Source organism: Limnospira fusiformis SAG 85.79 (assembly GCF_012516315.1).
Taxonomy (GTDB): Bacteria; Cyanobacteriota; Cyanobacteriia; order Cyanobacteriales; family Microcoleaceae; genus Limnospira; species Limnospira fusiformis.
In genome coordinates this window covers 3,473,675-3,490,203 of the sequence record NZ_CP051185.1, presented here as the reverse complement: position 1 = coordinate 3,490,203, position 16,529 = coordinate 3,473,675, and the positions used below count along the sequence as shown (strand labels likewise).

Annotated in this window: 10 protein-coding genes; 8 read left to right on the top strand and 2 right to left on the bottom strand. The window is 44.1% G+C overall.

Features of this window, described 5'->3' with window-relative positions:
• Window positions 1-15: 15 nt before the first annotated feature.
• Window positions 16-438, top strand: coding sequence for a hypothetical protein (locus HFV01_RS16350; RefSeq protein WP_006626246.1), 423 nt, complete (start codon window positions 16-18; stop codon window positions 436-438).
• 331 nt (window positions 439-769) lie between these two features.
• On the opposite strand, the gene HFV01_RS16345 is transcribed toward HFV01_RS16350, so the two are convergent.
• Complete coding sequence (locus HFV01_RS16345; protein WP_006626245.1) at window positions 770-1,183, bottom strand: universal stress protein; 414 nt, start codon at window positions 1,181-1,183, stop codon at window positions 770-772.
• A 168-nt stretch (window positions 1,184-1,351) separates the two neighbouring features.
• Between HFV01_RS16345 and HFV01_RS16340 the strand changes: the two genes are divergently transcribed.
• The 7 genes from HFV01_RS16340 (at window position 1,352) to HFV01_RS16315 (ending at window position 14,722) form a co-directional block, all read left to right on the top strand.
• Entirely contained in the window at window positions 1,352-2,554 is a 1,203-nt protein-coding gene (locus HFV01_RS16340) for a phosphoglycerate kinase (RefSeq protein ID WP_046321243.1), read from the top strand.
• 508 nt (window positions 2,555-3,062) lie between these two features.
• Entirely contained in the window at window positions 3,063-5,633 is a 2,571-nt protein-coding gene (locus HFV01_RS16335) for an MASE1 domain-containing protein (RefSeq protein ID WP_006670070.1), read from the top strand.
• A gap of 46 nt (window positions 5,634-5,679) precedes the next feature.
• A complete protein-coding gene (gene ylqF, locus HFV01_RS16330; RefSeq protein ID WP_006626242.1) occupies window positions 5,680-6,513 on the top strand; it encodes a ribosome biogenesis GTPase YlqF in 834 nt (277 codons plus the stop codon).
• 139 nt (window positions 6,514-6,652) lie between these two features.
• Window positions 6,653-6,841, top strand: coding sequence for a hypothetical protein (locus tag HFV01_RS30840; protein WP_071776849.1), 189 nt, complete (start codon window positions 6,653-6,655; stop codon window positions 6,839-6,841).
• A gap of 617 nt (window positions 6,842-7,458) precedes the next feature.
• A complete protein-coding gene (locus tag HFV01_RS16325) occupies window positions 7,459-9,324 on the top strand; it encodes a GtrA family protein (RefSeq protein WP_193520219.1) in 1,866 nt (621 codons plus the stop codon).
• Window positions 9,325-9,330: 6 nt separating this feature from the next.
• A complete protein-coding gene (locus HFV01_RS16320; RefSeq protein ID WP_006670068.1) occupies window positions 9,331-11,658 on the top strand; it encodes a hypothetical protein in 2,328 nt (775 codons plus the stop codon).
• Between the two features lie 145 nt (window positions 11,659-11,803).
• Window positions 11,804-14,722, top strand: coding sequence for a plasmid replication protein, CyRepA1 family (locus HFV01_RS16315; RefSeq protein WP_006626237.1), 2,919 nt, complete (start codon window positions 11,804-11,806; stop codon window positions 14,720-14,722).
• 238 nt (window positions 14,723-14,960) lie between these two features.
• Here HFV01_RS16315 and HFV01_RS16310 read toward each other — a convergent pair whose 3' ends face one another.
• Window positions 14,961-16,454, bottom strand: coding sequence for a site-2 protease family protein (locus HFV01_RS16310; protein WP_006670066.1), 1,494 nt, complete (start codon window positions 16,452-16,454; stop codon window positions 14,961-14,963).
• Between the last annotated feature and the right edge of the window lie 75 nt (window positions 16,455-16,529).

Here is a 16,529-nt window from a genome sequence, read left to right as displayed (position 1 = left end):
CCCTTTTTATACAAAATGACTACATTCGCCATTGTCCTACCCCCACGCTTTGCTAACCGCTTCCATATTCTCTTGATTCTACTATCCCTAACACCAGGGATGATTGGCTGTCGCCAAATTATTGAGTCTACCACTCAATTTACTCGCCAAACTACTAAAATTGAGGCGATCGCACAACAGCGCAAAGTTGGGTCTAAAATCTACATAGAGGGGACTGTCGCTAACCTGGCTCCCTTTGTCGGCGCTGGTGCGTATCAGCTTCAAGACTCCACCGCCACTATCTGGGTTTTTACTACCCAACCTCTACCTTCTGTCGGTGAACAAATGTTAATCCGGGGTCAGGTTAATTATGAACAAATTACTGTCGAAGGACTCCCCGGTTTAGATATTGGTGATTTCTATATTCAAGAATTGGAAAGAATCACCGACAATCAATAATCCACCATCAAACTCCCTTATGTTAACTTTTGTAACGAACAGTTAAGAATTGTTACAAAAATCGACCTCATTGGTGAGGGTGTAGCTTTTTTGCCCGGCTCATGATATTATTTTAAATAATGGGAATATACGCATTTTTGAAATTTGTGGATATATTTCCATTATTTAGCAATATGTCAATATAATACCATCAATTCCCGGAACTTGTCAACCCCCTCGGTTGTTCTGGGGGGACATTTTTTAAAAATTGACTAAAAAATCAACTTAGTAGAAATGGAGAACCCCCCGTCAAAGGTAGGTTATAGGTTATAGGTCAACGGGGGGGAATCAGTTAAGGAACAACTAAGACAGGACAGGGAGAGAGATTAATCACACGGTTAGTGATACTGTCAGCAACACCTTCTTCTGTAAGTCCAGTGCCGCGACTACCCATCACAATCAGATCAGCATCAATCTCATCAGCCACATCACAGATAGTAAAAGCAGGTTTACCTTCACGTTCAATGAGTTTGGCATCAATCCCTAGCTTAGAGAAGATACCATGAGCCTCCTGTAAAAGTTGGCTCACCGTATCAGGGGAAGTCATCGGTTCAGAATGGGGAGGTTCCCCGTCTGGTTCTTTTGGTTCAACAACAGCGAGAAGATAGAGGTTAGACTGATAGGTTTGGACAATATTAATGACCCTTTCAGCCGCCTCGCGGGCTTCCCGACTTTGATCTATAGCAAATAAAACGGTCTTAAACATATCTCGCATCTCCAAGACGCGGACTTAGGTAGAATGTTTACAGTGAACGATTTGATGGCTGGTAGGCCAGCGGGTTGGTAACAACCTAGGGGCCATTTAACCAATAACCCTCACCGTTCCCATTTAATTTCGATTAAACCAGAATAAACGATCAACGAGGTTAATCCTGTGGCTAAAAAAACTGTAGCAAATCTGTCAGCATCAGAACTATCCGGTAAGAAAGTGCTGGTGCGTGCTGACTTTAACGTACCCCTTGATAATGGCTCTATTAGTGATGATACCAGGATTCGGGCGGCTCTGCCTACCATTCAAGATCTGACCTCTAAAGGGGCTAAAGTGATTCTGAGCAGCCACTTTGGCCGTCCCCAAGGTCAAGTAGTTGAATCAATGCGCTTAACTCCTGTGGCGGCGCGTTTGTCGGAACTTTTGGGCAAAACCGTTAAGAAATGTGACGATTGCATTGGAGAGGAAGTCGCCGTAGCAGTGGGGGCCATGAGTGATGGCGATGTGCTGTTACTGGAAAATGTTCGCTTCCATGCAGCCGAAGAGAAAAATGATCCGGAATTTGCCAAGCAGTTGGCTTCGGTAGCGGATCTGTATGTAAATGATGCTTTTGGTACTGCACACCGCGCCCATGCTTCCACTGAAGGGGTGACTAAATATCTGAGTCCCTGTGTGGCGGGTTATTTGATTGAGAAGGAATTGCAGTTCCTCCAAGGGGCGATTGAAAGCCCTCAACGTCCCCTAGCAGCGATTATTGGTGGTTCTAAGGTATCTAGCAAAATTGGTGTCATTGAAGCGTTACTTGACAAATGCGACAAGTTGTTGCTGGGTGGCGGCATGATTTTCACATTCTACAAAGCCAGGGGGCTGAGTGTGGGTAATTCCCTGGTGGAAGAAGATAAGCTGGAGTTGGCTAAGTCCCTGGAAGCGAAGGCGAAAGAAAAAGGGGTAACTATGTTGTTACCTGCAGATGTGGTTTTGGCTGATAAGTTTGCGGCTGATGCTGATTCTCAAACTGTTAGCGTTGAAGCAATTCCTGATGGTTGGATGGGATTGGATATTGGCCCTGATTCGGTTAAGGTTTTCCAAGAAGCCTTGGGAGACTGCAAAACTGTCCTCTGGAATGGTCCTATGGGAGTGTTTGAGTTTGAGAAGTTTGCGGCGGGTACTCGGGCGATCGCTCAAACTTTGGCAGAACTAACCAGCACCGGTACTACTACAATTATCGGTGGCGGCGACTCGGTGGCGGCTGTGGAACAATTGAATTTGGGTGAAAAGATGAGCCACATTTCTACAGGTGGTGGGGCTAGTCTGGAACTCCTCGAAGGGAAGCAACTTCCCGGTATTGTGGCTTTAGATGATGCCTAATTGCCGTTGGTAAAAGGATTTTGGGGTAAGTCTGTAAGTGCGATCGCTTACCCCAACACACCTATTTAGAACTGACCCACCGCGTTGAAAATGCTTGTGGAGTCGGTAGTCGCGGGAGTTTCAAGAGTCCGATCATGGTCAATCAATGTTCGGGAATGTTCAGCTTAAATGAATCAGTAATTGAGTGCTATAGTAAAGTTGAAATAAGCAAGAATCCCCCGTTAGATGGCTCTAGCAATTAACGGCGGAAGTATCAAACTATAAAATATCCCATTACTTCGACGAGGTGGGAAGTGGGTGTCTAATGGTCTAGCTTGGTTCGCTTACTCGGTGGATGAACTCAAAAGTAGGAAGCCAGAGACAGCGGTGGTGAGTTTGTGCAACTTGTCTTCAGATTCTAGGAAGTTTGAGGAAGTACCCCAAGGAAGTCGCAAGACTTAGCGCCGGGTAGCTTAATACTGAGGATAATTTCTTTGAGTGTGGGGGAGAAGCAACGGAGGGCAGCAAAATGCTTCAGTTCCATAACATCCTCAGATCTAAACTGGGACGCTACCTAACTATCAATATGGTTGCGCTTCTGGTCTATCTGGGGCTAATCTGGATCACCATTGAGACTTTAATGCTCAATGCCATGGAAGCCATATTATGGCCAGCGGCGGGATGGTCTTTAGTGGTTTTAATCTGGTGGGGGGGTAAATGTTGGCCGGGAATTGTTCTCGGTGCTTTGTTTTCTAACTATTGGCTGACGGGTCACTACGGTTATCTGGGATTCATTAGGACTCTGGGAACCCTCCTAGAAGCTGGCGCGGGTTGGTGGATGTTAAAAAGGATCGGTTTCTCTCCGGCTTTAGCCCGCCTCAAGGATGTACTGGGACTAGCTATTCTAGCTGGAGCCCTCTCGAGTCTGATTAATTCTACTATTACTCCGATCGCATTATTAATCGCTGGAGAAATTAAACCCGATACATTAATCGATATTTGGGTAACATGGTGGCTGGGAGATACCATTGGCGTTCTGCTATTAGCCCCGGTACTTCTGACTTGGGCTCATCGATTTCGGATTAAATATCAACAGACCAGAGACTTGCAGGAGTCAACTGGCAATTATTGGAGTTGGCTATTACCAGAAAGCTGGGAAATTCTCAAAAACCCCAAGCAACAGCTATGGCTGCCTAAATTATTCAGCTATCTGGAAATAACCATCTGGTTCCTACTATTTTCGGCTTTGAATTGGTTTGTATTCTGTTCCAGAACCCGGGTTCTCACTATTCACTACCCCCTAGAGTACCTGCCATTTCCACTATTAGTCTGGGCTTCCCTGCGTTTTGGTCAGCGAGGAACTGCGATCGCTCACTTATTAACGGCAACATTTGCCGTCTGGGGTGTCCTACGGGGTAGTGGTCCTTTTATGAACAACCTTAACGAAAATCCCCAAGTCTTTTCTCTACAAGCCTTTATTTTGGTGATGACTGTCACCGGTTTATTTTTGGCGGGTGCGGTGGAAGAACGACAAACTGTAGAAGCCTCTCTACGTTCGGGGGAAGCTAGTTTAGCTACCGCTCAACGTATTGCTAAGTTAGGACACTGGGAATTAGATATCCCACAACTAACCTGTACTTGGTCTGATCAGTTGTACCGCATTTTTGGCGTTAATCCTCAGCAAGTGACTCCCAGCATTGATAGCTTGATGCAATATATCCATCATCAGGATCGCCCACGGGTGGAAAATGCTATTTCTCAAGCTATCTCAGAGCAAATTCCCTATTCTATAGATTATCGGATTGCACGCCCTGACGGTCAAGAACGATTTGTGGTTGAACAGGCGATCGTTACTCCTACCCATATTACTAGCACTGTTCAGGATATCACGGAACGCAAACGAGCCGAAATTGCTTTAAGAGCTAGTGAGGAAAGGTTTTCGCGGGTGTTTAAGGCTAGTCCCATTGGTATTAGTATTACTACTGTTGAAGAAGGCCGATTTGTGGATGTCAATGATAGTTTTCTTCAGCAATTGGGGTGGAGTCGAGAACAGGTCATTGACCGCACTTTTGAGGATTTGGAAATGTGGGATGCTGAACAGATTAACCCCATTTTACAAAGGATTACTAATGGCGATCGCCTCAGTAATTTAACCGTTCAAGTTCGCCATAAATCAGGAGCAATTCGAGATTGGTTAATCGCCATTGAACCTATCCAATTAGAAAATACTCCCTGTTTGCTTATTCTGGCTAGTGATATCACTGAACATAAGCAGGCTGAGGAACTCCGTAGAGCTAAAGAAGCTGCTGAACAGGCTAACCAAGCTAAAAGCCTATTTTTAGCTAACATGAGTCATGAACTTCGCACTCCCTTAAATGCTATTCTTGGCTACAGTGAATTACTACAAGAAGACGCTGAAGACCTCGGACAGGATGATTGGGTGGCAGACTTGAAAAATATCCACGTGGCTGGTCAACATCTCCTCACCTTAATTAGTGATATTCTAGATTTTTCTAAGATTGAAGCTGGCCGCATGAATTTTCACTTGGAAAAATGTCAAATTAATACCTTGCTTTGGGAAGTGGAAACTACTATAGCACCCTTGGCAGACAAAAATCATAATCAATTTACCCTAGAGGTTGCGCCCGGTCTTGACTTGATGTATACTGATTTAACCAAGGTGAGACAGTCACTGCTTAATCTGTTAAGTAATGCCTGTAAATTTACCGAACAAGGACAGGTGACTTTACGAGTATGGAAACAGTTAATTCCCGCCACAGATTTACCGGATTTACCCGTTTATCACTCCCTAGAATCTCCCGAAGAAGAACTCTCAGAAATTCCCTTTATCTTTTTTCAAGTTCAGGATCACGGAATTGGTATGAATGAGCGACAAATCGCCACGGTTTTTAGCCCCTTTACCCAAGCTGATGAAAGTACAACCCGTAAATATGGGGGGACTGGTTTAGGACTTTCTATCACCCATAAATTATGTCAGATGATGGGTGGTGACCTCTGGGTGGAAAGTGAGTTAAACAAAGGGTCAACCTTCACCATGCGATTACCTCAATATATGTATCAGGGACAAAATCAAACTTGAACATTTCACTTAACTATTAATCCACTATTAACTATTTTCCCAGATTATGACAATTCAATGGTATCCCGGTCATATTGCTAAAGCTGAACGCACCCTCACAGAACAACTTAAACGAGTTGATGTTGTCCTGGAAGTTCGCGATGCTCGTATTCCCTTGGCTACTCACCATCCTAAAGTATCTCAATGGGTATCCCAAAAGCCACGATTATTGATTATTAATCGCCAAGATATGATTCCTCCCCATATACAACAACAATGGCAACAGTGGTTTGAGGAACACCAGGAAATCCCCTATTTTACCAATGCTCAACAGGGAGATGGGGTCGATGCAGTAGTACGCGCTACTAAACAGGCTGGGGAACAGTTGAATCAAAAACGTCAGCAACGGGGAATGTTGCCCCGACCTGTCCGGGCTGTGGTGATTGGATTTCCCAATGTCGGTAAGTCGGCTTTGATTAATCGACTTTTGGGGCGGCGAGTGGTAGAAAGCGCTCGACGGGCTGGGGTGACTCGAAAGTTACAGTGGGTCAGGATTTCTAAGCAAATTGAATTGTTGGATGCGCCAGGGGTCATTCCTAGCCGTATTGAAAATCAACAGGATGCTCTCAAGTTGGCGATTTGTGAGGATATTGGTGAGGCGGGTTATGATAACCAACGGGTGGCCGCGGGTATGGTCGATTTGTTTCAAGATCTCCAAATTCACCATAAACTGACCGATCGCTATTCTCTGGCGATCGCTTCGGAAAATGGAGAGTCTTATCTACAAGCCTTGGCTGATCAACGCTTTCAAGGAGATTTGGAACGCACCGCACGACAACTACTTAATGATTTTCGCAAGGGCTTATTAGGCGCGATCGCTTTGGAAATTCCACCATCTTGATTTTACTCAGTTTGACAGCACATACCATAAATCACCGTTTTTGTCAAGTCGCCGATTTTCGAGCGCTCCGAATTTCCCCAAAACTCGTGCATCGCTAAACTTGAAATTCCTACTGCGATCGTCTAAAGCTCACCATATAATCGTCTTTTGGGGCTATATTTTGCTTAGTTCACGTAAAACTCCTGGGAGGGTTGGAAGCTCCGTGATTGATCGCGGAGAGGAAAACCGACTCAAGCGGCTGACCGCCGCCAGCACCCCCTTGCGGGGTGGAGGGGTATGGTTGCCCCTCCATGGAGCTATGGTTGGCTCCGACTCCCTTGCGGGGTAATGTTTGCTTCGCTAATGTTCAGAGTCGGTACTTTCCAAATCGCACTGTCTTAACCCCTTAGGACTGTTTAACGATTTGGTTCTAGTGCCTGGAACTAGCACGCATTCCAGGGTAGGAACTTTAACTCTTGCTCTGAACGTAGCCAGTTAAGGCTTAAACTGGTCAGCTACCTGAAAGCGGGGGGCAGGAAGCCCCCGTGCTTCAGCCGGGGGTGCTGACATAAACCCCAGTGGATTTTTATTTACATAAATCTACCACAACCCCCATTCTGTCGTCAACTATTTGATAATCACTAGCAATAAAAATGTCATAAATATTTACAATCTTTTAAATATTAAAACTATTTGCAAATTTTAAATTAGCAAAACTTATCGCCGCCCGGCTTTTTGGGGAAGGGGGGTTGACAATTTGGGGGAAAATCGGATATACTTTTATTATAATGGTAATCTGTCTTCCAAAAAAATATATATAAATATTACAATTATGTTATATATAACCTATAATATCAGAAAATAGAGGATAATGTCAACCCCTTTTGAATAGAAAAATCGGGTTATTATGGATGATAGTGTATGATGAGTACAATTTGCCCTAGTCGATAATTTGAGTGTGGTGTGATGAAACCGATTTACATTTTAGGTGCAGGTCCAGCGGGGTTAGCTGCGGCTTATACTCTCACCAGTCAGGGAATTCCTGTAGTAGTAGTAGAAAGAGATAAGCGGGTGGGGGGACTAGCGAAAAGTATCGAGTATGAAGGGTTTATTCTCGATTTCGGACCCCATCGATTTTTCACCAAATTATCGCCTGTGGTGAAACTATGGAATCAAGTATTAGGAAAAGACCAGGTAACAGTTAATCGACTTACCCGCATTTATTACGGGGGAAAATACTTTAGTTATCCTCTCCAAGCCAAACAGGTGCTTTCCGCGTTGGGGTTATTAGAGACAGTTAAAATACTTTCGTCTTATGTGAAAGTGCGTTTATTTCCTAAACCCCAGCCCGATAATTTTTCCGAGTGGGTGATTGGTAAATTTGGGAGACGGCTGTTTGAGATTTTCTTTGAAAGTTACACCGAGAAACTTTGGGGAATTCCTTGTACAGAAATTAGCGCCGACTGGGCGGCACAAAGAATTAAGGGTTTGTCCTTATATAAAGCGGTGGTTAATGCCTTATTGGGAAATGATGGTAAAGTCAAAACCTTGATTGACCAATTCCAATTTCCTCGGTTGGGTTCTGGTCAACTTTATGATAAAATAGCTGATTATTTAAATCAGCATCAGCAGCCTTTATTACTGAATACCGAAGTGATTGAGGTACATCATAATGATGGTGAGGCTACCCATGTGACTGTCCGCAACCGTGAGACTAAAGAAGTGCAAACTTTTCCCTGTGGGGGGGTGATTTCTTCTATTCCGTTAACTTTATTGGTGGAAGAGTTGAAAACAGCACCGCCTCAGCCAGTGATAGAATCAGCGCGATCGCTTAAATTTCGGAATACCATTTTAGTCTATTTAATTATTGATGATGGTCATTTATTCCCCGATAACTGGCTATATATTAATGACCCCAGGGTGAAATTAGGAAGGGTGACAAATTTTGCCAATTGGTCGCCGGAAATGTTACCCAATAATCATCAAACTCCCCTCTGTTGTGAGTATTGGTGCAATTTTGATGATCAGTTATGGAATTGTCCAGAGGAGGACCTGCGACGCATGGCGCAAGCCGACCTGATGAAAATTGGATTACTCCAAAAGCAGCAGGTTTCTGGGGGGTTTGTTGTGCGTTTACCTCGGACTTATCCGATATATGCCGGAAATTATAAAGCCTCTTTAGCAACCATTGAGGAGTATTTTAAAGGCTTCCAGAATTTGCAGTTGGTCGGTCGATATGGTGCATTTAAGTATAATAATCAAGACCATAGCCTCTTGATGGGAATTTTGGCGGCGGAAAATGTCATGACCCCCGGAAAACATAACCTCTGGAATGTCAATAGTGATAGTGAATATGTCGAGGAAGCCGAAGCCGACACCCCCACCACAGTGGCGGCGGTTTCCCGAAAATCTCGCCGTCGTCAGGCGATCGCTACTTTGCGACAGTTTGGCGGTTATTTACTCACCGGGGGAAGTGCGACAGTTGTAGATGTTTTGGTGTTTTCTCTTCTTACCCAGGCGGGAGTTTGGTATGTTTACGCCTTGGGAATTAGTTACTTTTTGGGATTAAGTACCAATTTCTGGTTAAGTCGTCGGTTTGTGTTTGGTATTTACTGGCGTAATTGGTTGATGCAATATGGGGTGTTTGCGACAGTCGCCTTAAATAGCTTATTGGCGAATTTGGGGTTATTACAATTGTTGATTAATGAATTGGGATGGTCTCCTACCCCTGCTAGACTCGTAAGCGCCGCCTGTGTAGCCTTAATTAGCTTTACCGGACATAAGCTATATTCCTTTTCGTCTGGCGATCGCGTTTCCAGTTGGGAGTCTTAGGTAAAAATGAGCGATCGCAAATTTACCCCGTCACCAAGTTTAGCTGTAGTCCTGATAATTACCCTTACCAGTTGGATGATTTTTGTTCCCCTGGTCAACCCCATTGCTATCCCTCTCGGAAACAATACCACCGGGGTAATTTCCCAAGCCAGCATTGAGAATATCAGTCCCTATACAGATTATCTCAAATATCTGATTTTGCTATTTACTCCCCCCCTGCTAACTCTGATAGTTTGGAAATTTGGGAAAATATCGCTGGGAGAATATCTCCATTCTGTCATTAACATTACCGCCAAAACTCTCAGCCAAAATTGGTTTTTAGCAACCGTTACTGGAATTTTACTCTTAGCTTGGGTCATTAATATTCCTTTCAATCAGTTTCCAATTACCTCCCTTTTGCGGGACTCCTTCCACGAGGGAGAATTTTTAGGATTTTGGCCGAATTTCTCCCAACTGGAAAAGCCATTTATTAATACCGTCTTAATTCATGGCTATGGTATGGATGTTTTACCCACAGAAATAGCCATGAGGTTGATTAGCAATGATAATGGAATTGTATTGACTCGGCTATTTGTTAATCTCCAAAATGCACTCACTGCTGTAGGCTATTTTTGGATTTTGTGGGAAATCACCGGGTTAGTAGGATTAAAAAAGTCAAAATTACCCATTTTTTTACTCTTCTGTTTATTCGCGTGTATTTTTGATGGCATTTTCTTCAAGTTTGACGGAAGGCGAGGGACTTGGTTTGTCTTTCAACTCGCCATCACTCTCCGTTATTTTCGCCTATTTATACCCTGGGAAAAGCCAGAAGACTTAAAATCTAATCATGTCCGAGATAACCGCCATTTTCATAGCCGACAAGCCATAATTTTATCCCTGTTGGTGGGGTTGTCTATTCCTGGGGGTTTTTTATATGTGTATGACCGCGCCATATATTTCCTAGCCGTTTATTTGATTACCTGTATCATCAGCCTATTTTTACCTTCCCCAATTCGCAAGACTTGGTTAACTGTAACTTCCACCGGGGTAGTAGTTTCCTTCACGGCGATCGCCATTTTTTTAGGACTAGATCAAGTCAATGCGATCGCCTCTCAAATCGCCTACTGGGGAAAATATGGTCGCTACATTTCCTTCATTCCCCTTCCCCCCTTCCAAATGACCTTTATCTCTCAAAAATTCTGGCTATCTATTCTCATTCAAGCCGGAGTTTTAACCTATCTCACCTGGGACTTAATCAACCATAAATTCCAACTAAAACCCTTTGTCCGCAAACATTTATTTACCCTAATTCTCCTATCCGCCGCCGGGGTTTATATGAGAATAACCTTAGACCGCAGTGATTTAGGTCATGCTTATCACGGCGCAATGATGACAGCATTGTTAAGTGTATATTTATTACTCTTGGCTTATCGGCGATATCTCGAAAATCCCCTACATAAATTAACCCTAACTTTGCCGCAAAAGCTGATTATAGGAGTGTTATTGATATTTATTCTGACCTCAGAATCTGGTTTTAATGTCCTGGAAGCATCCCAGAAACTCTCGCGCCTCCCAGCCGCTATCTCTATCCCTGATGCTGAATTACTCAAACCCGATTATTTAGAAGCCAAAAATGTCATGTCAGCCGAAATAGCCAATCAATCCTGTTTTTTTAATGTCACATCAGAGGGATTGTGGTATTATCTATATAATAAGCCATCCTGTTCTAAATATAGCTATGTTTTGTATGCCAAACCTACCGTCGCCCAAAACCGGGTAATTGAAGACTTGGAAACGACCCAACCGCCCATAATTTTATTAACTAATGATGTCTGGTTTCAAAACCCCTGGGATGAAGTCTTAAAAGCCGATTCAGCCTCTCTAATTTATCAATACATTTTACAACAATATCGCCCTCACAAATTCGTCCAATCCCATTGGTTTTGGCGACGGAGTGATATGCCCCCAACTTTCGCCACTACCGACCAATTTAATGGCGCAATTGATGTCATTCCAGAATCACCAATTCGGGTAGGTCAACCCTCAGTTTTAACCGGGTGGGGAGTAATTCCCGAAACCCGAAAACCTGCTGATGCTGTTTATCTCAGTGTCGGGGAGAATAACCAGTTAATTGCTGTGGGAGAGGTAAATATTCCTCGCTGGGATGTTGCTAGTGTTTTAGGAATTCGTGAATATGCACAATCTGGTTGGAGGCTAAGGATTCCCACCGCTAGTTTACCCTCTGGCGAAATATCTTTAAAGGTTTGGGCTTATAATTCCGAAAACCACCAGCTAACCCAAATTGGAGAAGCGATTGACATCATTAAACTAAATCGGGATGGGGCGAGGACCTGATGAGCCCGGTCAATTACCCCATATCTATGGAAGATTCAGCCAATCAATTGACAAAAACTCCACATCTGGGGTTATAGTATAAATCCCCTAAATCCCAATTGATTGTATAGGCAGTGTGGGGTGTGCCTAATTTCCTGGAGATATAGTGAATCATCTGATAGAATGGAACGCAAGCTGCGTTGACCCAGAGCTAACTCAATTGAATGTTATCCCCCTAGAAGGCGATCGCCCTTTAGATTATCTGCTGTATGCCGACAACCTACCCAGACGCAATGGTGGTCGAGTATGCGATCGCATTCTTAAACGCTATAGTCATGTTAACCAAGGGGGCTGGTGGTGTTCAGGTGTCGATATCTTAACCGGAAACGAGGATCTGTGGGGATGCTTCAAACCCGCCAAACCTCGCCTTAGCAGTCACAGCAATAAACCCATAAAATACGAACATCCTCCCCAAACCGCCACCGGAATTTTTGCCTTGCGAGTCTCCCAATCAATTTGGGAAGCGATCGCCCATCGTCACAGTTTAACCATTTCCCCCGAAGCCATACAACCAGACCGCGCCGATTTAGGATTTTGGGAGTGGGTCATTGATCATCACGAAATTCCCATCTGTATCACCGAAGGCGCAAAAAAAGCCGGATCACTACTTACTGCTGGATACCCAGCCATAGCCCTTCCCGGTATTAACGGCGGCTATCGAGTCCCGCGAGACCAATGGGGAAACCGCATCGGAAAATCTCAGTTAATTCCAGAATTACAAAAACTAGCCAGCCAAGGTCGCCAAATCTATATTGTCTTTGATAGCGATACCAAACCTAACACCATCAAAGCCGTAGACGCAGCTATCCGCCAAATGGGATATCTTCTCAGCCGCAGAGGTTGCCATACTAAAGTCATTACCTGGAAACCCCAATTAGGGAAAGGTGTTGATGATCTCATTGCGACCCAAGGAGTAGAAGCCCTACATCAAGCCTATCAAGCCGCTACACCCCTGGAAACCTGGCGCGCCATCTCCCACTCACGCTTGACCTATTCCGCCGATTTAAACCTCAATTGTCCCTATCTCCCAGAGGATTTAGCTATCCCTCAAGCCTGCCAATTGGTGGCGATTAAATCCCCCAAAGGTAGCGGGAAAACTAGACTCCTAGAAAATCTCGTTAAACAAGCCAGTGATAAAGGTCAGTCTGTCCTGGTTATCGGTCATCGTATCCGCTTAGTAGAATCTCTCTGTCAGCGGTTTGGTTTAAACTATATGAAAGCCGGAATGGGGACGGTTATCAGTCGTCCTGGGGAGGGTTATGGATTATGTATTGATTCCCTGCATCCCTCTTCCTCCCTGGGTTTTAACCCCAATAATTGGTCTAATACTTTGGTGATTTTTGATGAAGTTGAACAGATAATTTGGCATGGTCTAAATTCCGACACCTGTCGCCAATATCGAGTCGCTATATTGCGATCGCTAAAAGTTTTATTGCAAAATGTCTTCATGTCCAATGGTCGGGTAGTTATCGCTGATGCTGACCTCAGTGATACTACTATTGATTATCTCAAAGCCTTATCGGGAATTCCCCTAACTCCCTTTATTATCGAAAACCATTTTCGACCTGCTGCTGATCAGGCTTGGAATGTTTATCACTATGGCGGTCATACTCCTAAACAATTAGTTAAAGACCTAGAAAATCATCTCGCTAATGGCGGTCGTCCCTTTGTGTGTTTGTCCGCCCAAAAGTTAGCTAGTAAGTGGGGGACTTCCACCTTAGAAGCCTATTTTAAAGCGCAATTTCCTCAACTGAAAATCCTCCGTATTGATTCCCAGTCTTTGGCTGACCCTCATCATCCCGCCTACGGTTGCATCAACCGACTTAATCATATTTTAGCAGATTATGATCTGGTTTTGGCTTCCCCTGCTATTGAAACTGGGGTGAGTATTGATTTAAAAGGTCATTTTACCTCCGTATGGGGTATCGCCCAAGGGGTTCAATCTGAAAATTCTGTGCGTCAGGCTTTGGCTAGAATTCGCGAAAATATACCTCGACATCTGTGGATAGCTTCCCACGGTTTAAATAGGTTGGGAAATGGCGCTTTATCTATGGCTTCCCTGCTGAGTTGTAGCCATCGCTTAACTCAGTTAAACATTCGTTTATTACAACAGTCAGATTTTGATGATTTTGATGATTTGGAAATGGGGTTTCAAGCTGAGTCTTTAATGTGTTGGGCTAAAATTGCCGTCCGGTTTAATGCTACTATGACCCGCTATCGGGAATCTGTATTGGCTGGCTTGGAAGCTGAAGGTCATCAATTATCACCCGTTTCTCCCCCTTGCGAAACTTCTGATTCTGATTTGGTGGCTGACCATCACCTTAAACCTAGTTTAACTGATTTGATTGACGCTGTGCGCGATCGCAATTATCAGACCGAATGCTGGGCTATATCTAACGCTACAGATTTAAGTGATTTGGCATATCATGTTTTGCAAAAAAAAGTGTTTAAAACTCCTGCTGAAAGTCAATCTTTACGCAAACATCAGTTAAAATTGCGCTATGGTATTCCCGTTAATCCTGAATTGATAACTAAGGATGACCAGGGATGGTATGAAAAATTAAAATTGCATTATTTCTTAACTGTGGGTCGCCCTTTCCTGTCCGCGAGAGATGCGCGAATAGCACAGGATTTGGGACAACGAGGAAAAGGTAGTTTATTTGGTCCTGATTTTAACCGATCGCAATTAGGCGCGGTCGTCGCTACTCTGGAATTATTACGCTTTCCTACTTTATTACAACAGGAAAATCGGGAGTTTAAAAATACTGATCCTGATTTACAGCAAATGGCGAAGCTGGCTTTAGGCGATCGCACTGCTATTAAGTCTATTATCGGAATAGGGTTAGCACCACGATCTACCCCCATTATGGTATTAAGTCGCTTTCTTGATCAAATTGGCTATGGCTTAAAATGCGATCGTCTCGAAACTTATGCCAAAAAACGACATCGGGTCTATCAATTACTTATCCCTGATGATGACAGAAATCTTGTCTTTCAACAATGGTTGAATCATTCTGGGGGTTGACAACTGTTGTCGAGTCGTGATAGGCTATTGACATATAGTTTATAGCATAATGGATAATTGACCCAAAAAATAAAATTGCTAACATTCCCATTATGTAACATAGTACCACGAGCCACCTACAAAATCAACCCCCCCAGTGCCAAAAAGCCGTTTTTTCTAACACTTCTTAATTTTTTGTTACATAAATTAACACAATAGCCGATATAGAGACAGGGGGTGGTTTGTGTATGGGGTGAGATCAACCGCCAATTCCCAAGCGACTGGCTAAGGTAGGGGTAAGGGGAAAGAGGGTAATAATCATCATAAAGATAGCCAGGAGTCCCAAAGCGGCGCGGGTGTCGTCGGGTTCAGTGAGTTCATTAAGGCTAGGACGTTCGAGGTTACGCTGTAAAATCAGGATAACCGCCGCCCAATACAAAGCCAGGGGATTGACCAAAGAAGCGATCGCCAAAACAATAAAAGTAGCAAAAGTAGACCTTCCAGCGACTTTGCGCCCAAAGATAGACTGGATAATGCGACCACCATCTAACTGTCCGGCTGGCATTAAATTAATAGCAGTAATCACCAAGCCTAGCCAACCAATAATAGTCAAGGGATGAACATCGACAATACTTTGTTTGAGGGCGTTTCCGAGAATCAATTTGGAAAGTAGCCCGACCAAAACAGAACCCTGGAAAAAGCTAGTGGGAACTTGAAACAAACTACCTTGGTGGGAAAGTATCAATCCAGCCAATAGCATAAGTAGTGATAACAAACCCCCGGCGGCGGGTCCAGCTAGGGCGACATCAAATAAAACCTTCCGGTTGGGAAGTAGAGACTCAAATCGGTTAAAAGCGCCAAAGGTGCCGATTTGTACAGTAGGAATGAAAAAGGGGAGACTAAATTTAACCTGGTGGCGGTTGGCGATAACTTGATGGGCGATTTCATGGGCGGCGAGAACCGATCCTATACCGATCGCAATAGGTAAGACTTCCCCATAACGATTATGTTCACCAAAGAAGTCGAAGCCCAAAAGTAGACCCCCGGCTTGAAAAATAGTGGCGACTGTAATCACCAGTAAAACCAGGGCGAGGATTTTTTGTCCATCTGTAGCGGGTTGGGGGTCTTTGCTACTGGGAAGGACAATGACAACGGGTTTACCGTCAGGATTTTCGATTAAAAATAAACGGAAGCGATCGCCCATTTTTTCTTGAAGGCTGCGGCTGAGACGACCATGGACCTCTTCCGGGTCACTGCGAAGGTTCCCCTTAAAAATCACTCCCTCTTGATAGGGGAAAGTTTCCGTGGCGAAAAAGGTATCAATGCCAAAAATACCTTGGATAACTTTTAGGTCTTCTGGGTTGATAGCTGTAGTTTCAGTTTGGGGAGTCCCTGGTGTTTCCCGGCTGGTGTCGCTGAGGTTAACAGCTTCTGGGGTAGGAGTTTCCCCCTCTTGAGGAATCTGTGGGTTGTTGTCATCTAATTCTTCAGCCAGCGATCGCAGTTTTCGCCCCAAGTAAATGTAAATACCCGTGGCGGCGACGAATAACAGCAGAATGCTGACAAAGTTAATATAGATGCCAAAGGCAGTTAGCCCAAAAAATAATAGCCAGGGTCCCATCAGAGATACTGACTGTAGCCATGAGAGAATGCCAGCTTTTCCATAAGGTCTAGCGCGGTAGTACCCCCAAGTCAGAATCCCTAGGGAAATTAGTAAGATAAAAATTGTAGTGTTGTCCGATGCAATAAACATTCTCTTCCTTTTTGTCGAGTCCCAAAAATCAGGCGATCGCGTCTTTTAGTTCCTTTTAATACAATAACCGTTCTG